This window comes from Rhizobium oryziradicis, assembly GCF_001939045.1.
In the GTDB taxonomy this organism is placed as follows: Bacteria; Pseudomonadota; Alphaproteobacteria; order Rhizobiales; family Rhizobiaceae; genus Allorhizobium; species Allorhizobium oryziradicis.
In genome coordinates, this window is sequence record NZ_MKIM01000028.1 from 1 (window position 1) to 19,635 (window position 19,635).

The 19,635-nt window shown below is 51.8% G+C and carries 15 protein-coding genes, 1 tRNA gene and 1 pseudogene; 9 read left to right on the forward strand and 8 right to left on the reverse strand.

Annotated elements, in window-relative coordinates:
* The 5 genes from BJF95_RS15440 to BJF95_RS15460 form a co-directional block, all read left to right on the forward strand.
* Nucleotides 1-195, forward strand: a 195-nt coding sequence (locus BJF95_RS15440; protein ID WP_139317535.1) for a hypothetical protein, incomplete at its 5' end; no start/stop codon positions are given.
* A 1-nt stretch (nt 196) separates the two neighbouring features.
* Complete coding sequence (locus tag BJF95_RS15445) at nt 197-1,159, forward strand: DUF4123 domain-containing protein (RefSeq protein WP_075640387.1); 963 nt, start codon at nt 197-199, stop codon at nt 1,157-1,159.
* 1 nt (nt 1,160) lies between these two features.
* On the forward strand, nt 1,161-2,006 hold the full coding sequence (locus BJF95_RS15450) for a DUF2515 family protein (protein WP_075640388.1): 846 nt from the start codon (nt 1,161-1,163) through the stop codon (nt 2,004-2,006).
* Complete coding sequence (locus BJF95_RS15455) at nt 2,000-2,872, forward strand: hypothetical protein (protein ID WP_075640389.1); 873 nt, start codon at nt 2,000-2,002, stop codon at nt 2,870-2,872. The genes BJF95_RS15450 and BJF95_RS15455 overlap by 7 nt, the downstream gene beginning before the upstream one ends.
* 67 nt (nt 2,873-2,939) lie before the next feature.
* Entirely contained in the window at nt 2,940-3,188 is a 249-nt protein-coding gene (locus BJF95_RS15460; protein ID WP_425348706.1) for a PAAR domain-containing protein, read from the forward strand.
* Nucleotides 3,189-3,491: 303 nt separating this feature from the next.
* Here the strand turns inward: BJF95_RS15460 and BJF95_RS15465 are convergent, their stop codons facing one another.
* The 7 genes from BJF95_RS15465 to BJF95_RS15505 form a co-directional block, all read right to left on the reverse strand.
* Entirely contained in the window at nt 3,492-4,235 is a 744-nt protein-coding gene (locus BJF95_RS15465; protein ID WP_075640391.1) for a M48 family metallopeptidase, read from the reverse strand.
* Nucleotides 4,236-4,238: 3 nt separating this feature from the next.
* Nucleotides 4,239-7,130, reverse strand: a complete 2,892-nt coding sequence (locus tag BJF95_RS15470; RefSeq protein WP_075640392.1) for a type I restriction endonuclease subunit R — start codon at nt 7,128-7,130, stop codon at nt 4,239-4,241.
* 283 nt (nt 7,131-7,413) lie between these two features.
* Nucleotides 7,414-9,069 (reverse strand): hybrid sensor histidine kinase/response regulator, encoded by a 1,656-nt coding sequence (locus BJF95_RS15480; RefSeq protein ID WP_075640393.1) that lies wholly within the window; start codon nt 9,067-9,069, stop codon nt 7,414-7,416.
* A gap of 710 nt (nt 9,070-9,779) precedes the next feature.
* A complete protein-coding gene (locus BJF95_RS15490; RefSeq protein WP_075640395.1) occupies nt 9,780-10,439 on the reverse strand; it encodes a response regulator transcription factor in 660 nt (219 codons plus the stop codon).
* 172 nt (nt 10,440-10,611) lie between these two features.
* The gene (locus BJF95_RS15495; RefSeq protein WP_139317536.1) at nt 10,612-10,968 is read right to left on the reverse strand and encodes a hypothetical protein; all 357 of its coding nucleotides are present in this window, start codon (nt 10,966-10,968) and stop codon (nt 10,612-10,614) included.
* 134 nt (nt 10,969-11,102) lie between these two features.
* Nucleotides 11,103-11,642 (reverse strand): invasion associated locus B family protein, encoded by a 540-nt coding sequence (locus BJF95_RS15500; RefSeq protein WP_075640397.1) that lies wholly within the window; start codon nt 11,640-11,642, stop codon nt 11,103-11,105.
* On the reverse strand, nt 11,642-14,653 hold the full coding sequence (locus tag BJF95_RS15505) for an autotransporter domain-containing protein (RefSeq protein WP_175577271.1): 3,012 nt from the start codon (nt 14,651-14,653) through the stop codon (nt 11,642-11,644). Before BJF95_RS15505 ends, BJF95_RS15500 begins: the two co-directional genes overlap by 1 nt.
* Nucleotides 14,654-15,265: 612 nt before the next feature.
* Here BJF95_RS15505 and BJF95_RS15510 point away from each other — a divergent pair.
* Nucleotides 15,266-15,591, forward strand: a pseudogene (locus BJF95_RS15510) (IS481 family transposase); the annotation flags it as partial.
* Nucleotides 15,592-15,799: 208 nt separating this feature from the next.
* Nucleotides 15,800-15,982, forward strand: a complete 183-nt coding sequence (locus BJF95_RS15515; protein WP_075640399.1) for a hypothetical protein — start codon at nt 15,800-15,802, stop codon at nt 15,980-15,982.
* A 405-nt stretch (nt 15,983-16,387) separates the two neighbouring features.
* Here BJF95_RS15515 and BJF95_RS15520 read toward each other — a convergent pair.
* Nucleotides 16,388-16,477 (reverse strand) — tRNA-Ser (locus BJF95_RS15520).
* Nucleotides 16,478-17,320: 843 nt separating this feature from the next.
* Between BJF95_RS15520 and BJF95_RS15525 the strand changes: the two genes are divergently transcribed.
* Entirely contained in the window at nt 17,321-18,406 is a 1,086-nt protein-coding gene (locus BJF95_RS15525; RefSeq protein ID WP_075640400.1) for a porin, read from the forward strand.
* Between the two features lie 149 nt (nt 18,407-18,555).
* Nucleotides 18,556-19,590, forward strand: a complete 1,035-nt coding sequence (locus tag BJF95_RS15530) for a porin (RefSeq protein WP_075640401.1) — start codon at nt 18,556-18,558, stop codon at nt 19,588-19,590.
* Nucleotides 19,591-19,635 lie beyond the last annotated feature (45 nt).

The window sequence follows — 19,635 nt, forward strand, 5'->3', positions numbered from 1 at the left end:
ATCTATTCGGACGAAAAAATCCTGCTTTTGACCCGAGGCGGCTATATTGAGCTCAACAACAGCGGCATCCGTATCCACGGCTTGAAGATCGACATTGAGGGTAACCAGATCAACTTCAAGAAGGGCGGACCTGGCGAAGGTGCGTCTTGTATGCGCGAGATGGCAAAATCCGCTACCCCATTTGTGAAAGGCTGACATGGTCAATAATATGCAGCTTAAGCCTTTGCTTCTCCAAGCAAGGCACAGTCTTTTTGCGGTTCTGGACGGCGGCCAATTCAATGATTTGCCCATGGCCCTCTTTAACGGAAATTTTGTACATCGATCACTGTACCTCGATAGAGGTGTAGGATCCGCGGACCAGATCAGAACCGCGCCCCAGTTAGTTTGGCTTGATCGCAGCACGGACGGCGATGGCCTCGATGCTGAACATGGGAATCTTGTAAAAGAACGGGTTCTCGACAATTTTCTAGCCCTGTTGGGCGATCGCCCCGCCGTGATTTTTTGGCAGTGTAGCGACGGCGGGGATGTGCTCTATCGGCATCTTAGGGGTCTCAACAAGGTTCTTTATCCTAAGCCAGCGTACGTTGATCGCGACGCCCAAATCCCGGAAAGCGGCTTTGAAATGGTGACGTTTCGGCATGCTGACGCGAACGTTATTGCACAGATATCATCGGCGCTCGATTGGAACGGTCTTTCCCGACTGCTCGGGCCAGCGGAGAATTTGTTGTTTGCTCCAGAAGACGACTGGAGCTCAAGACCCATGCGCGTGCGGCGTGACGAGGAAATGGCCCCTCCGTACCAAGGTCCTCTTAGGATCGGGCGCAACGAAATCAAAGCAATGGCGGCAATACGTTTCAAGTGGTTGACACGTCGTACCACGAATTACCTTAATGAATATGCTGCGGAACGAACGCAGGCCATACCTGAGACAACGTTGAACGCTAACGTTGGAACCTGGATACGCGAAGCCCAGGCGTCCGGTATCACAGAAGAGTCTGCCTTCCGCAAATGGTGTTATTTGCAGTTGCTGTTCGAAGGGAAGCTGAACCAAAGTCAATTCGCGCAGGATTTTAGAAAACAAAATAATACTGGGATGTCTGCTGATGAGCGTGTCCATCTGATGATGAAATATATGATTCAAAGAACAGAGGCTGCATAGAATGACCTCGCAAAGCAATCAGCAACCCACGGTATCCGCAAGCGAATTAAAAAGGGCGGAAGCTGGTGCCGAAAAAGACGCAGCCCCCGGAAACGTATCTGAAACCTGCCAAGCCTGTATTGCAGCCGACTGCAAAAAGAAAATTGAAGAAATCGAAAAGAAAACGAAAAGCATTACAGATATTCAAGACCCGATTGAGCGGAACAAGGCTATCACCGCTGCGTATAAAAATCTGTTTGCAGAGAATCCCCAAAATCGTTGGATTAAACTCGCATCGATCGTGTCATCACAAGTCGGATGCTCTTTGAACGACGCCAAATCGTGGAGAGACGGGTTACAATATGGCGCAGATGGCGGACCAGCTTTTGGTTACGAAATCGCTTCTAATATGTACGACGCATTGGGAGAGGGTAATAGAAACATTTTTCAGAGCATTTATCCTATGGCAGTGTATCAGGCTCGCTATGGGTATGAAGATATGAAAAAGTGCTATGCTGCTTTGGGGAAACAAATTCCCAAGAGAGTAAACGAAGCATTCGAGAGCCTAGAGAGCGGGAACCTTAAGGACGCCGCAGATGCCTTGGGCAATTATGAACAACGAGAAATAGTTCCACCATTATATGAGAAATATAACGGGACGTTTTCTGTCGTGGAAGCAGGAAACTCCGTATATAAAAACCTTCCTTGGAATAGCGGGAAAAATATATATGACATCCCGGTCTCCTACAATTGCGGCGCCCCAAATCCTGTTCCCTTCAATTCTCCAATCTCCAATACGAACCGTCGCGTAGATTATTACCAATCATTGATGCAAAGGCTCACAGACATTGAGAAGTGGAAATGGTAGTGAATAAAAAAAGAAAACTATCAATTCTTACTGCAATGATCGTTCTATCACTTTCGATTTGGGGGCTTTTCTCTATGTTTAAAAATACCGATCCTGCCGACAGTGCTCCTCGAACAATAAAAATTTCGACTGGGGAGACTGTTAAGAGTTTCATCGAGCAGAACGACCTTCAAATAGGACCCTGGGTGCAGAAAGGTTACGTTGTTGATGCGGATGACATCGCTGACATCTCACCAATTATATTTGATGACAACTGGATCAAGCTTGAGGTGGAGGACGGGGCACAGAGCTTTGAGTTGCCGCCAGGACGAACTTTATTCATTTCGCAGACGGCGGGGCTCATAGACGGGATTGCATTCCGTCCTTTTGCCAAAGCGAAGCCCCTCTCCGAGATGCAAGCGTTCATCACAAAATTGCTTGGCACGCTTGAAGCCAAGGGTTGGCAACCAACGTCTAAGATCAAAATTCCCTCAATGCCCGACGATTTTGATCTTGGAGGCAAAAGCCTTTTCGCAGATTTAGAATCTGCCAGCGGCAACACGCTACAGATGCAGTTGCAGGATTATGGTGCTGCACCAAAGCAGGAAAGCTACATTATCGCGCCTTCTACGAATGGCGGTTCCAACGGACCGAGCCATACCTACGTGTTGTTGATTACGATCGACAAATTGAAGGTCTCTCGCACCTATGCGGACCTAATCTTGCCACGTCGCATATTTGTGTTTGGCGACCCAAGTAAAAGACTTCCGCTTAGGTATTGGATTGATGATCCCGATTGGACACCGGAAAAGGCAGGAATGGTACCTACCACACCGGAAGAACGCGCCAATGTCGAGTCTTCAAAGTGGAAAATGCCGCCAAAGTAGAACGAGATCAAGGAACCTGCAAATGTCCGCGCCCGTTACCCTAAAAGGGCATAATCATAGCTGCCCCATGTCGGATCCTAAGCGTCATGTCGGTGGTCCGGTGGTCTCCACGCAACAACACTTTGTCACCGTCGACGGTGTTCTTATTGCGACGGTTGGCGACATCTGTACCTGCACTGGCGTGCCGACGAGCGACAGCATTGCTGGCGGGTCGTCAGTCGCCAATATCAACGGCCACAAGATCGCTCGAGTGGGAGATCCCTGTAATCATGGTGGAACACTAACCCAAGGTGTGCCGTGGCTAACCTTCGAATGAGACTTCCTGTTTCTGATTTTGTTTTAGCCTGAATTTTTAATCGTCAAGTGTAATGGCTGAGATCAAAATGCACCAACATTGACACCTCATCGTCTGGTGGCAGACTGCTCTTTCATGTGATGGGAGCAATGGCCGAGTTCGAACAGGGCATCCGAAGACATTGGCTCTGCTTTTTCGAAAACACGTTTGTTGATTCACCAGCGCGCTCCAAGAAGCCTCTCCCCATTCGACGTCAGCGCACCCAAAGCCAGCCAACAAGCCGCTGTGAGTCAAATAGGGACTATACCGTTCAATCGAGGCAGATCACGCCAACGGCTCCACCTTTTCCCAACCCAGCATATGCTCATTCTTGTCCAGCCAGTCTTTACGCGCTTGCCAATCGGGCAAAATCTGCCCAACCAGATCCCAAAACTCCGGCTCATGATTACGGTGCCGCAGGTGGCATAGCTCATGCACCACGGCATATTCCAAAACGGGCTTGGGCGCAAAGATCAGGTGCCAGTTGAGATTGATCTGCCGGTCTTGGCCGCAGCTGCCCCACATGTGTTTTTGATCCTTGATCTGAATGCCGCGTGGCTTCAGGTCATGGTGCGTGCCATGACGGCGCACGAAGTCTGTGGCGTCGTCGCGGATACGGCGCTTGAGCCATAGTCGTAGCGCGCTCTCAATCACGGCATCTGTGGAGTCTGGCAAAAGGGTGTCAGGCTTTTTGATCTGAAAGCCGTTTCGAAAGCTTACCTCCACCAGAGAGCCATCAAACGGGGTAATCGTCAGCTTCGTCATGCGGCCACGATAGGGAATTTTGGCCCCGGATACAAAGCGATAGACCCTAATTTCCGCCTTTTGCCGCTCCTGCATGTGCTGCACAGTTTCCAATATCCACCCACGGCGACGATGCAGCACGGCGTTAATTTGTTCGTCGGTGGCATGTTCCGGCACCAGAAGCTCGAATGATTTTGGCGTTACACTCAGGCTGGCGTTCTTGACCCTGATAGAGCGCCTGAGCGTATAATCTATCTCGCGCTCACCAATACGGAAGATTGGCATGGTTTACTGCCCCACAAAATGCTTGAGCGCATAGGCCTCAACCTGCTCGGGGATGTCCTTGAGCTGCGTTAACCCCGCCTCATGCACGATGGAGCGTACCTGTTGGCGCAAGCCTTTGCGCATTCCGTCCTTTTCCGACGAGCCCTTGGGGGCTGTGGCCGGATCGGTGTAGAGACCCTCCATGCGGACAGCGAGATGCGCGCCATCGTCGCCGGCTCCAAAGTTGGCGAGGATCTGTAAAATCCCATAGGCACCCGGAGAAAGTCCCGCATTCACATGGGCGGCATCTACAGCAGAAATCTCCTTTGCCAGCTCTTCATTGGCGCGCAGCTTTTCGGCCCAGCTGATCTGCGTATTTTCCATTTTTTCCAGCAATTGCCGCAGGCGTTCAGAGAATTTGCCGTATTGATGCGGGCTATCGTCTATCCGCTCGGTCACGCTCAGGCCGGTTGCTTCCAGATGCTGATCCAGCATTTCACGGATTTTTTCGCTGTAATTCAGCTTGTCAAAAGACTCGCGCTTTTCGAATGCCTGCGTGCCGTAGATCAAAAACGCTGCCACCCACTTCATATCTGCGGTAAATTCCAGCACGCTGGGGTCGGGGCTGAGGGTTTCATACAGCGCAATGAAAGCGCGGGCACGGGCCTTGAATTCAAACCACCTGTCGTCGCTGCCCAAAAGCGTGATGAAGGCATCATACTCCGCCTTCAAACCATCCTTGTCGCTGGCCTTACGCTTCAAACCCTTCATCATCCCGGCAACGGCAGCATGGGCGGTGCGCAATTGGCTGCGCAAATCGTCCAGATTGCGCATGGCGTTTTTCACATCATCCGCACGATAGCTCGAAAGGGCTGCTTCCAGATGGGCCGAAACCCCGATGTAATCGACAATCAAACCATTGCGCTTTTGCGCATCAGAAACACGGTTGGTGCGGGCAATGGCCTGCAACAAACCATGTTCCTTCAGCAGCTTGTCGAGATACATCACACTTTCAATCGGGCAATCAAAACCCGTCAGCAGCTTATCGCAGACAATGAGAAATTGCGGATCGTCACCCTTGCGGCCAAAGGCTTTCTTGATCAGCTTTTCTTGTGCCGCATCCACATAATGCGCCTTCAGCTCATCACGGATTGTCTGCTTATAAGCATCTTCACTCGGCTTGCCATCGTCCTGATTGAGCGAATAGACGCAGGCCGATATGGCGTCAGCCCGGATTAACGCATCGCTTGGCGAGAGCCCATCAGCGCGCAAATCCTTGGCAATCACCAAGGTCAGCGCCTGTTTGTAAAGAATGACCGCCTCACGGTCGATGGCCACAATCTGCGCCTTGAAACCATCGGGCAGCGCATAGGCCTTGAAATGGGTCCAGATGTCATAGGCAATCAGCTCAACGCGGCGCGGGTGCTTGACCAGATCTTCCAGCTTCACACCACGCTTTTTGATCTCGTTCAGCTTGTCATCATCCAACTCGGCAAACCAGGTGTCGAACAGAATATCGATCTTGGCTTCATCAATATGCCAATCGGTCTTGCGGCCGGTGTAATAGATCGGCACCGTTGCGCCATCGGCAACGGCATCATCAATGCCGTATTTATCCAGATAGCCTTCGCCCACCACGCCAAAATTCGCATAGGTGTTTTTATCGTCTTTCTTCACCGGCGTGCCGGTAAAGCCAAAGAAGCGGGCATTGGGCAGGGTGGCGCGCAGATAAGCGCCCAGATCTTTTTCCTGCGTGCGGTGGGCCTCGTCCACCATCACAATCCAATTTTCAGAGTTGTTAATCGGCTCAGATGAGCCTTGAAACTTGAAAATGGTCGAGAGCGCCACATGCCCGTCCTTGCCGCTGCTGATCAGCGCGCGCAAGTCCTTCACGCTCTCAAGTGCGGTGGGGTTGGGCAGGTCGCAGGCCACAAAGGTGCCGCTGATCTGGCCGTGCAGGTCCACCCGGTCGGTCAGCACCAGAATATTGGGGTTGGTCAGCGCATCCGATTGAAGGGTCCGATGCGTTTTCAGCTTGAGGGCCGCAAACACCATGGTCAGCAATTTGCCGCTGCCTTGCGTGTGCCAGATCAAGCCTTGGCGATGCTTGCCCTCCACCACCTGCTCCACCATGCGGTTGACGGTGCGAAACTGCTGATAGCGGCAGATTTTTTTAACGGTGCCACTGTCGGTTTTTTCAAACACCACATAATGAGCCAGAATATCCAGCAAACGCGACGGCTCCAGCAGGCACCACAGACCTTTGTCCAGTGTGCTGGCAAAATCGGCATCGCCCTTCGGCCACGCGTCCCGCCACTCGGCATAATATTTGGAGCTGGAACCCGTTGCCCCATAAAGCACCCTGATGCCATCGGTGACAATGTTGAACAGGTTGGAAAAAAACAGCCGCGGAATATCGCGCTCATATTGCTTGATCTGCTCAAAAGCCTCGCCGGTCTTGTCTTTTAGGTTCAGCGGGCTTTTGGCCTCAATCACCACCAGCGGAATGCCGTTGACGTAAACCACCAAATCGGGGATTCGCGTGTTCTCCGCCTTCACCCGCAGTTGATGCGTTACGCAAAACTGGTTGTTGCTGACATTGAGAAAATCAATCACCCGCGGCGTCTGGCGCGTTTCAAACCCGGAAATTTTGCGGCTATAGTCCCCCCGCAACAGTTTCAGCCACGCCTCATTGTCGCTGACGCTGGCCAGCTCACCATAGGCCGCTTCTGCCGATTCCCGGTCAATGCCGTTGATGCGCATCAGCGCATCCACCAATTGCGGGCGAAACAACACCTGATTGTCCGCCTCGCGCAAAGCCCCATGCTCAACGACTGGCACAAAGCCATAGCCCATGGCCTGCAATTGCTCGATGGTGGGGCGTTCCGCAAAATGCCATTCGGGACCAAAGCTCATGCGGCGTCCTCTTGGCGTGTGAGAGGCAAGGTGTCCGTGACGCGCTGGTGTTTTTGAAACTGGATCCTTCAAACGTCGAGCTTCAGGACGGATTTTCGAGAGATGTGCGCAATATTGGACACTTTGGCACTGGTGACCTTGAACTGTCACTTAGATCGTTGGAGGACTTCGAGAAGGCCCAGCCGCTGTTCGTGCGCGCCTATGAACGCGGCTAGATTTGCAACAAACGCTTCTGTTCCTGAAGGTGCCAACTTTGGGCTCAATGCTTAAACAGTGCGAATGGTCAGCCCGTTAACAACTGGATCGACTGGTGTGATCGTGCCTTCACGGCTTGTAAAAGAAGGATGGAGCGTAGCTCGGCGGGTCGGATTGGCTTGGTCAGTACAGGAATGCCTGGAGTGCCCAGGTCATCGCGCACACGGTCCGCATCGTGACCGCTCATGACGACGGCTGGCACTGGTCGGCCAACCAACCGCTGGACTTGTTCGATGCATTCCTTGCCGGTGATGCCATTGCCGAGGTCGAAGTCGGTGATGAGCAGATCGGGATCGTCCACCTTTTCTGGCGGCGCAAGTTCTGCCTGAACGTCGCAACCCCATTTCCGAAGCAGGATAGCAGTTGCGGTCAAAACAGCGTCATCATCGTCGACGAGGAGAACCCGTAACCCTTGTGCCACGCCGAGTGGCGCTTGCGGTATGGGATGGACAGCGCGAACTGGTTCATTGAAGATTTCAAGATTGCCCAGAGTGACGCTGGTGCCACGGCCGGGAACGGAGCGAAGTCTAACTTCGATGTCGAGCATTCCACCGAGCCGGCGCACGATGGCCAAACCGAGTCCAACACCCTCAACGTCTCTGTCGCCACGTTCACGCACCTGATGAAACTCGTCGAACACCCTTGCCTGATGCTCTTCGGGAATCCCCGGACCACGATCAAAGACCTGAACAGCCAGGGTGTTGCCCCGTCGTCGGCAGGCAATCAAAATCTCTTTTCCCGGCGCGTATTTAATGGCGTTGTTGACGATGTTCTGCAACATGGTCGTAAAGAGTGATCGATCCGTTTTTACGATTACATCGCAAGAGTTTGCCCGAAGCTGTGTACCATCGCGCTGGGCAGCCTCCGTGTTTTGGTGGAGGATTTCATCGATGATTTCACTGATCGCGACGTTTTCAATATTGGGCTTAACCTTGCCGCTATCCAGCGTGGAAATGTCCAGAAGAGACTTGAAGAGGCGTGACACGCTTTGAAGTGATCTATCAATATTCTCCACCAGTTTCAGTTCTTCGGCGCGCAGTTTTGCGTCTCGAAGGCAGGCGGTAAACAAGCTGATGGCATGCACGGGTTGGCGAAGGTCATGACTGGCTTGGGCCAGAAACCGGGATTTTGACAGGCTTGCTTCCTGTTCGCGTTCATAGGCAAGCTCTAGCCGTTTCAGCATCATGTAGATATAGGTTGGTACCAGAGCCATGCCGCTGGCCAGAGTGAGCACCATGAATGGATTGTCGCGCCAGTAGCCGTTGACGTAAGTGACGGTCGCGATTGATAAGAGGGCTGCCGAAGTGGAGACTTTCATTGATCTGGGCCCGTACGTCAGCCCGTTGGCAACCACAAGCCTCTGCATCACGGTGTAGAGCGGAAGAAACGGCGCTCCACCCACGGCCATCATATAGGTCATGCCGCTGACATCCAGCGCCATCATGACGTAATGTCGTGGGCGGCTTTCACCCGGACGGCGTTTGATCCACAACAGGAGTCCGCATGACACCAACCAGTGGATTGTGACAACGCAGGCAATAAACATCCCTCCGGGCAGTGGATGCCCTGTGAACGTCTCCGTCACGATATAGATGCAGATGCAGCCGATCACGGTGGCCCGCACAGTTGCATGGCGTTGCTCGCTCTTATAACCTTCCAGCTTGTTCGCTTGCTCACTCAACATCTGGCATGTCCCCAAATTTAGAAACTATTAATTCATTGATTTTTAAGCACATTTTTTATCGCAAAATGCCGAAGGCCACGGCATCTTGCATCTGTTGGCAGTGATAAAGGTCGGGTTCGTTGAACTGGCATTTGCGCCATTGGATGGCGTTTCGATGTGATTGGTCTCGCGCCAGATTGATTGCGGCGCCGACACAAGCCATGCCCTGAGCTGTTGCTTTTGGTCGTCTGTGTTGGAGCGGCGAGCCAAAAGCATGCCGAAACACAGCTCGCGATGGGCAAGAATGGATACATTCTTTCTGCAACGTCTGTCTCCTTTCGAGCCCCCCAGCCCGGCAAGGATAAGAAAACCGCCAGTAAAACTTGCCGGGCAGCACGGCTATAATTTGGCAAGACTGTGGATTTTATGCAAAAATCGGGTTGGTTCTGGAAAACTGGAGCATTGTGCGGGTGAAGGCATCCTTTGAGCGTATGTGACGGTTGTGGCAATGTGCCGGTCTTGCCAAACACGTCCCGGCCAAGCGTTGTCTCTCTTGGAAAATAGGGGAGAGTGGAGGATCATCAAGATCAGTGAGACACAAATCCGGATAGGTCGTCAGCCCAATTTAAATGCAATAAAAAGAGCGGCAGATTGCGCGGTGAAGCAATGATGTCGATACCTGTGGATTCCGCTGAAATGTGATGGGCATATGTGCTTACTTCGTATGGTTCTCACTCTGTTGACGTCTGAGAGGTTGGCACCAAACCGAGCGCTATGCCTCTGGCAACGGCACCTGCGCGCGTTGTGGTGCCAAGAGTTCGGAAAATTGCTGAGACATGAATACGAACGGTGAAGGGAGAGATACCAAGAAGGATCGCTATTTCCTTATTGGTTCTGCCGTCTGCAATCAGATGCAAGACGTCAATCTGGCGCTGGCTGAGGTTTGGGCTGGGGCTCGGGCTGATGGTTGGTGCTTCCATCGTCCTTGCCGGAAAAGGCATGTTTACCACGACATCGCCATTTCGAACTGCTTTGAGAAGATCCCTGATTTCATTGGGCGAGGCCGCCTTGTTGACGAAGCCATTGGCTCCAGCGTTCATCACGGCATCAATTGATGCTTTGTCGCTTGCCATACTGACCACGACGATGGAGGAGAATAAAAACTCTTCGCGCAGTTTACCCAGGTTCGAAGCAATACTTTCGCCGCCGAAAAACAGATCGACAATGAACATGCTGGGTGGAGAAGGGCCGGCGCGCGCGACTTCAATTGCAGACGCAAATGTATCTACCGACGCAATCCTTGAGTGAGGCAAGAGCTCACGTACCAACGCAAACATGCCATCGCGGAATATTGGATGATCATCGGCAAGGATTATAAATTCATCATGCATGAAAATTGGAGATCCATTTCATTTCCGCTTGAGGATGAAATTTAGAATTCGTCAGTAAAAAGTCGAATCTGATGCCCCCGAGAAGGGTTTTTATCCTCGTCTTCAGGGAAGGTTCCGGCCATCTCGTGTGCGTTACGGTGTCCGAGACAGCCGAAAGCGGAATCAAAGGGTTTCAGGGGCTTTTCATGGCAGCGCCGTTGGCGATGGAATTCATCTTCTGACACATTTGGGCCTTCTGGCTTGCTGACAGAGCCGTGATTTTTGTCACGGTATCCTGATAGGATTGATCGAACAGCAGGTCGAAGTCAGTTGCTGAAACGCCCAGTCCCTCGGATGCTTTTCGTTGTTTCTGTTTCACATCCTCAAGATTGCTTCGAGAATAGTGTAGACACAATTCGGCCGCCGCATACATTTGTGCGCCCATTTGGACAATTTGTGTATTGGATGGCCCGACATTAGACGTCTGCGCGAAGCAAGGCATGGCAAGCAACTGAAAGGCCAAGCCCGTTCCTAAAATCTGTTTTTTCATCGTAACTCCTCTATTCCAATGATCAAACATATTGGCTTCGACCCTGCGGTGGTTGATGTGCACCGCTGGCCAAAGCCGTATTTGCAAGTATGTAAAAGGCTTGATGAGAAGGGCCACAAAAGCAGCCCTTCCTGTTATTTCATAAGCGCAACAATCCGATCGAGCCCGCTGGCGAGTCCCTTCAACGAGATCGTAAAGGGTATCTCGGCACCGCTGTCGCTTGAGTAGGCGATGACTTTCAGCGATTTGCCGTTTCTCAGCGCAGTGATTGCCTTGTCTGTGAAGGAGAGCGCGATCAGGCAACCCGTCGGAAGGCAGGTGCTGAACCGTGATGTCTTGCCCGGTGGTGTATCGTCGATGGCAAAGGCAACGCCCTTATCCAGATCAAGCCCGAAAGGCAGGATGACGGATCCTTTGATGCTTTTATCGGCTGCGGCTGTGAGTTCGACGGCCAGCACCTGCTGTCCGTTTTGTTGCACTTGTCGCTGGTAAACCGCGCAAAAGCGCTTCTCGTTGCGTTTTGAACAGGCCACCGTCCAATCGTCGTAGGTTTCTGACAGCGATGAGGGGACAGCGGGATTGCTGCTATCCTGAGAAAAGGCGGTGGGGGAAAAAGCGAAGGGAGCCGCAAAAACTGCGGCTACCATGATCGCCAGAACATGTACGGTCCTCATCAGAAGCGAACATCCAGTTTGGCATTGACGCTGTTAGAGGATTGGTTGTTGCCGAATTCACCGGAGTAACCAATGCCGACTGTTGCTGTATCGCTGATACCAACATCAAGGCCAAGTTCAACAACCGCAGCATCCTTGGTCAGCGGTGTTCCCGACACCATATAGCTCTGGCTGCCAGCGAAGGCCATGCGTGCTGCCGGATCGGTATCACCGAAGGCGTGCTGCCAGCCGAGCATTCCTCTTGCCGTGGCAATATAACTGCCCAGCATGAAATCGGATGAGGTGCGCACACCAAACGTTGTCAGAGTCGTATCCAGACTTTCACTCGCGCTGGACAAGGCTGTAATGCCGCCCCTTTCTGTGAAGCCATCGCGTTGCAGGTTGATATAGGTGAGGTTTGCAAAGGGCTCAAAGGCAACGGATTTGACATCGATGCGATAGCCGAGTTCACCGAAGGCCTGCACGCTGCCCGCATCATAATCAGCCTTCAGGTGATCATTGATGCCACCAAAGGATACGCTTCGATTGGTTGAAACCTGATGCCACGTATAGGTCAAACCAGACCGGAAGGAGACAGCGCCATATTGAGCACCGGCATACATACCCAGATGATAGTTATCGCTATGGCCGAACGATGCGCGGCTGCTGGAATCGAAGCTGGAATTGCTATAGCCGCCCAGCAAGCCCAATCGCCAATCAGCGGAGATTGGTGCATCTATACCGGCAACAAAACCGCCTGTGGAGGCATTCAGATCTGCCGTATTGGCATTGCCATTGATGTTGTTCCAGCTTCCAAATCCCTGACCCCAAGCTGTAAACAGAGGAATGTCCTGGGCAGCTTTATCGAACCGGTCGTCGCCTTCCGCATAGCCCAGAGCCTGAACCGGACGAGAAGCGACATTGTTAAACGAGGCCCGCATACGGTCATTGGCGGTGTTGCGCACCAATGTGTTGCTGTTCAGAAGGGTTCCCATGGCTGAGGCGTGCACTTCGCCGGAAAGTGCCTCAAACGCATGTCGGGCTTCATCCGCGCTCAATGGCAGCAGGTTGTTGTACAATGCCAGAGGCTGTCCGCTTTGTTCCAGCGTATTCAAAGCACGGGCAACATTGCGCTGATTGCGGGTGAGGGCAACCGAGTCAAACAGGCCAACAGACGGCTCCGTTGGATTGCCCGGGTTGCCCGGATTACCGGGATTACCTGGGTTGCCCGGATTACCTGGGTTGCCGGGATTTCCAGGATTGCCCGGGTTGCCCGGATTTCCAGGGGTGCCCGGGTTACCGGGATTTCCTGGCGTTCCGCTGTCCTTAACAGCAATTGTCAAATCGACTTCATTGGTCTTTTGCGACAATCCGACATCCAGAAAGGCAGATTTTGAAACGGCTTGTGCAAATTGCCCCTGAATACCGCCTGCGGATGAGAGGATGGTATAGGTCTGGCCGTTTTTATAGCTGGTGGCAGGGTCGAGAGCCGTCACCTCTACATTGACGTTGTTGCCGATATAGGTTTGACCACCGACATCCATGTAGGTTGGATTGTTCTGTGCATCGGTGCCGGTCCATTGTTTCAGGGTTTTGACGGTGATTGTGTCGCTGGCACCATTTCCGGCAACATCAACAGCATAAGCCGATCCATCCAGAAGACGGAAATTGCCGTTGACCGTGAAGGTTCCAATGGGATTGTCGGAATTGCCCGGTGAAATCAACGCGCCTTTTTCAAGCTGCACAGGGCCGACGGCACCAGAGCCGATCAGCCGCCCATAGGCACTACCGGCATTGCGATCCCCCCAGACATCGATTTGCGAGGAGAAAAATTCGCTTCCCAAAAAGTTCTTGCGAACCGTACCCGTATCAGCCTTGACGTTGAAGGTGCCGTTCTGGACGACGATATTGGTTTTATAGGCAAAGACATTATCGTAATCGGCGGCTGTGCCCAGATTGCTGGCCAAAACCAATGTGCTGCCGCCGGACACGATGATGCCGGCAAGGTTATCGTCTGCATTGAATTTGCTCAGATCACCCGTCAGAATGGTTTCACCCGACATGGAATGGATATTGCCGTCACCCGTCAACGTGTTGGCAAAGACATATCCTGTTTGATTGTGATTGAAGTTCAGAAAGGGAGCTTTTCCGTTCTGCGTGTTTTTATTGAAGGCAATGACAGCATCAGGGTTAATGAAGCCTGCCGCCTCCGGTGTCATTCCTTGTGCAACACCGTGCAGATCCATATTCTCAAGATCGACTTTGCCACCGATTGTCAAATGGCCACCCGATTCCATTTTGATGCCACCTTTCACATTCAGATTGGCACCGTTTGCTACGGAAATATTGGAAGCGGCAGCGCTATCACCGTTGAGGGTCAATCGACCGTTGACGTCCATGCGGGAGTTCGCGCCGGTTATGACAAAATTCTGGAAGCTACCGCTGGTCCCGGTTATGAAATTCTGCGCGGTGAGAGAGCCGCCATCTTCGATGGTACCGTTTGAGCCGATGGTAAATGTGCCTGTGCTCGTCATATTCGAACCAACACCACGAATGGTGAAATCGGTCAGCTGGTCATTGCCATAAACGCCGCTCAAGGTCGCATCGATGGTTGTGATCGAACCGCCGTTTTCAACAAGAACATTGGTCGTACCGTTGACCTGATCGGCATTGAGGTTTGATCCGCTTCCGGTGACATTCAATGTGTTGTTGCCAGCAAAATTAAAATACTTGGCATCGGCAGTACCGCCATTCTCAATATTGAGCACACTGCCATTATTGATATTAACATTGTTGGCCAGAACGTAATTGACCCGGGGAATGATCCATGACGATCCCGGACCACTAATGGTTACCGTTCCAGAGCTGCCGTTCTTGTATCCGATATTGCCGTTGGTGCTAAAAACTTTTGCACCATTGGTAATATTCAGGCCGACCCCCGGGTTGGTGTAACCGACGTAAAGATCGCCATTGATATTGGTGTCGGTTGTCCATGTCGTGTTACCGCTATCAAGGATGACATCCTGAGCCATGCTGACGCCAGCGAAAGACACCACAATCGTTGCAGTTGCGATAGGAAGTGAAAAAGATTTTGGCATGCACATGGCAAAATTGGGCGATGCGACTTTATCTTTTTGATTGAAATTTGGAAAAAACCTGCCGGACATTTTCGTCATCATATTGCCCCATATCTCCATAGACTTAAAAAGGGCAAACGCAGATATTGATATAATCAATATATCTGGTTTGCCGCATCCGTTTTTGGACAGTTCAATGATGCATTCAGCACAGAAAATGGGGGGAAGCTATTAGTACAGATGTGCTATAGACGATGTTTAGATCTCTGAATAATCGCTAATATGCATGATTATAACTCTTATTTTTATGTTTTGACTCGGCTATGCGGCTAGATTTTTTTGAATGGCATGATGGTCGTGCTCAGGACAAGCCGACAGTCGATCGTGACCGTAGATGGATGCTCTCGCGCGAAAAATCCGTGCCCTTTTTAGCTGGAAAATCGCTCGTCAATTGTATGCGCTCTCGAAGTTCGTGAAATGTGATCACATAACTTGCAATACGGTCTCTAACTGTTTGATCCCAGACTTTAATCGTGCATTATTTTCCCTCGAATGGAAGAAAGGACTATGGGCCAGGTTCTACACGGTCGCGCCACAACGACTGAGGCAATCCGTCGAGCAATATAAAATAGTCAAGAGAGCCTGAGAGCGCTCTCAGAGCGGTATGGGATTAACCCGAAGACCGTCGCCAAATGGAAGAAGCGGACATCGATTGCCGATCTTCTCACTGGCCGAAAGAACCACATTCGACGGTCCTGTAGCTCGAAGCCGAAATTGTATCATTTCGCCGCCATACGCTGCTGCCTCTTGATGACTGTCTTTATCCCCTTCATCCAACAATCCCGCATCTGACATGCTTGTCCTTACATCGATGCCTACAGCGTCATGACATTTAACGACTGCCGGAAGTCGGAGGGGGATACATTTGGTTCAGCCTAGCACATGGCGCGGTCGGGCAGACTTCATTTTACCTACCCGCCGTATGGCGACCTTGAACGCTATTCGGATGATCCGGCCGATATCTCCAATATGCATTATGCGGTACTGGTCACTGTGTTTTTGTAAAGGGCGACCCGGCAATGGTGAGAAAGGAACTTGGAAATGTCGAACCCCATATCGCGATCATCACGGCTTGAAAAGCATAACGGTGTTTGGGTGGTCCGTGATGACATCCTGATTGGTGGCATAAAGACCCACATCTTTATGGCCTTGATGCATGCGCGCGACGAAGCCGAGTTCGTCTATGCAAGCCCTGCAGATGGCCTTGCCCAGGTCGCGCTTTGAGTCGCGGCCTGCCAAGCCTGCAAACAAGCCACCATTTTCGTGGCAAAGCGTTCAAGCCGTTCCCCTCGCACAATCGAGGCGGCCAGTTACGGCGCTCGGGTTATTGAGGTCGAGCCGGGCTATCTCAATGGGGTTCAGGCAAGGCGCGGAACTATGCCGCTTCTCGCAGGGCATTTAAGCGGCCTTCAAACTTTCTTCGAAAAGCTTTTGACACGTGATCCGGAATTTTAATTTTAACGGTTTTGCGTGTCAAAATTCCGGAAAACAGCGGCGAGCTACAATCTTGCAAGTCCCGCGACGCAAATTTTTATCGATTCAAAAACTGATTTTGAATGTATGTCGCCGCAGCGAGCTAGCCTGGCGATATATATATCTTATTTAAAATCACTGGCTTGAAAATCATAATGGCGGAGAGGAAGGGATTCGAACCCTCGATACCATCTCTGGTATACTCCCTTAGCAGGGGAGCGCCTTCGACCACTCGGCCACCTCTCCGGTGCGGTCTGATTATTGGCTCAACGTTTCGATTGCAAGCGCTTTTATGTAATTTCCTGTCATAAAAAGTAGATTTCCACTTTTCGCCGTTTCCTGCATGTCGGAATTGGTCGGATAAGCCCGCAGGTCGGGCCGGCTGAACGCACCTCTTCTCCGTGTTCAACGCCATGAGGCATCCTCTTTATATACAGAGTGGTGAATCGTCCCAACTGGATTGGCGCTATTCGTGGTAGCAGCGAGCCGTGCCTATGACCGATGCGGGATTTGTCGCCGCTATATGATTCATCATGCGGCATTCCTTGTTCGAGAATCGCAACGCGCGTCGCGACGGGTCCCCTAAACGCCGAATCTCACAGAATCAGATCGCGCAGAATCAGGCTGCGCTTGTGGAAAAGCGTGTCGACAGGCGTGTCATTTGCTCTGATGCCCGCTTGGTCACTTCCGATATAATACCGAATTCAGTCGACCAAGGGGGTAAGTTAGGTGTTGATATGCCCGAGAATCGCCCTGCTTTGACACATTTTTCAATGGAGTTGCCGGGTGTGGAAAACGTTCAGATCCGCATTCCTTCTTGTTTTTCAAAGATTTCCTTAATGAAAAGTAAATAAAAGGGCATGGTGGGTGAGGGGTTTGTGACTTTTCAGCCACAGCGCACTGTGAAGGTGGGTCGTAAATGCCCCGCAATGCTGTTTGGTGATTGCATGGGCGGCAACGTTTTGTATTTTGAGCATCAGAAGCACGGCGGTGGATCGTCCGTCTTCAGACTTAACGGGGATGGGGCGGTGTAAGCTGTCCTTCAGCCAATATAACCCAGACCCTTATGAAACTTGACTGGAGGTCATTATGAACATCAAGGCCATTCTTCTTGGCTCCGCTGCAGCTCTTGCAGCAGTATCGGGCGCACAGGCTGCCGACGCTATCGTTGCAGCTGCTCCTGAGCCAGCTGAATACGTTCGCGTTTGCGACGCTTTCGGCACCGGTTACTTCTACATTCCTGGTACCGAAACCTGCTTGAAGATCAGCGGTTACGTTCGTGCACAGGTTGATTACAGCTCGCTCGACGGCGGCCGTAACTGGAACGCGAAGACACGCGGTCTGGTAACCTTCAACGCAAAGAACGATTCTGAAATCGGCACGATCGGTTCCACAATCACAGTTCGCGCTTGGCAGGGCGGTTCTACCACTGGCTTGAACAACGCTGCAAACGACACCAACTCTGTTGAACTTGACGAAGCCTTCATCACTGCCGGCGGCTTCATGGTTGGTTCGTTCTACAACTACTGGGATACAGGTCTGTCTGGCGAAACCGATGCTCTCGGTTCTAACCGTCTGAACTCGATCGCTTACAACTACAAGTCCGACACATTCTTCGCAGGTATCGCTGTTGACGAATTGAACGGCTTGAGCGGCACAGACAGCAGCGTTTCACGCACAGGCTCTGCTACTGGCTCCGTTTACAACCCAAGCTACAACCGCGACAACAGCGTTGGTATCGAAGGTCAGGTTGGCGCAAGCTTCGGTCCTGCAACTGTTACCTTGCTCGGCGGCTATGACTTCGTAGCTCAGGAAGGTGCTGTTCGCGGTATCGCTTCGATCGTTGCTGGCCCAGGCACATTCTCTATCGCTGGCGTATACTCGAGCGGTGCAAACGCTTACTACGACGCAAGCAAGTGGAGCGTTGCAGCTGAATACGCAGCAAAGATCACCGACAAGCTGACTTTGACTCCTGGCATTCAGTACTTTGCTGATACGCAGGTTGACGCTCGTGGCAGCTTCGGCGGCCGTGACATCACCCGCGCTGGCTTGACTGTTGACTACAAGATCGCTTCTGGCTTGACCACGAAGGTTTCTGCTCAGTACCAGGACAAGACTGCTACTGGCGCTTCCGACGTTTGGACCGGTTTCGTTCGCTTGCAGCGTTCGTTCTAATCCTTACGACGTAATAAGGGCCTCGCGATTTAATCGCGGGGCTTTTTTAAATGGCAATACGCTTCATGAGATTTGTACCGGGGGGGACGTTTCACGCGAAGTAGGGAAGTGCATTCTTGTCTCTCAAAAAAATAAAACTGGAGATTTCTATGAACATTAAGGGCATCCTCCTCGGCTCCGCAGCGGCTCTTGCAGCTGTTTCCGGCGCTCAAGCTGCTGACGCAATCGTAGCCGCTGCTCCTGAGCCGGCTGAATATGTTCGCGTTTGTGACGCTTTCGGAACTGGCTATTTTTACATTCCCGGCACTGAAACCTGCTTGAAGATCAGCGGTTACGTTCGTGCCGAGGTTGACTACAGCTCGGTTGACGGCGGTCGTAACTGGAATGCAAAGACACGTGGTCTTGTAACATTCGACGCTAAGAACGATTCTGAAATTGGCACGATTGGTTCGACCATCACTTTGCGTGCATGGCAGGGTGGCAACACCACGGATCTTCACACCACAGCTTCTGACACCAACTCGCTCGAACTCGATGAAGCGTTCATCACAGCTGGTGGCTTCATGGTTGGTTCCTTCTACAATCCTTGGGATAGCGACCTGTCTGGTGAAACCGATGATATCGGTTCTAACCGCCTGAATTCTATCGCCTACAAGTACAAGACCGACAATTTCTTCGCTTACGCTTCGGTTGACGAGCTGAGCGGCTTGTATTCGCGTACAACTGCCCTTAGCTACAACCGTGACAACAATGTGGGCTTTGAAGCTCAGGTTGGCGGCACCTTTGGCGTTATCAACGCTAACCTGCTCGGCTCCTACGACGCTGCTGCACAGGAAGGTTCTGTTCGTTTGCTCGCAACTGCTGAAGTTGGTCCAGGCGAATTCGGTATCGCCGGTATCTACACAAGCGGCGTAAACGCTTACTACGACTTGGCTAAGTGGACTGTTGCTGGTCAGTATGCAGTGAAGATCACCGACAAGTTGAGCCTGACACCTGGCATTCAGTACTGGTCTGGTACAGATGCAAACCTCAAGAATGGCGACATCACCCGCGGTGGCGTGACTGTTGACTACAAGATCGCTTCTGGTCTTGCTGCTAAGGTTTCTGCACAGTACCAGGACAAGGACTGGAGCGGCAACAAGGACGTATGGACCGGTTTCGTTCGTCTTCAGCGCACATTCTAAGAGATTTAGTCTCTAGATTTGTAAAATTAGCCTCCGGTTCATTCC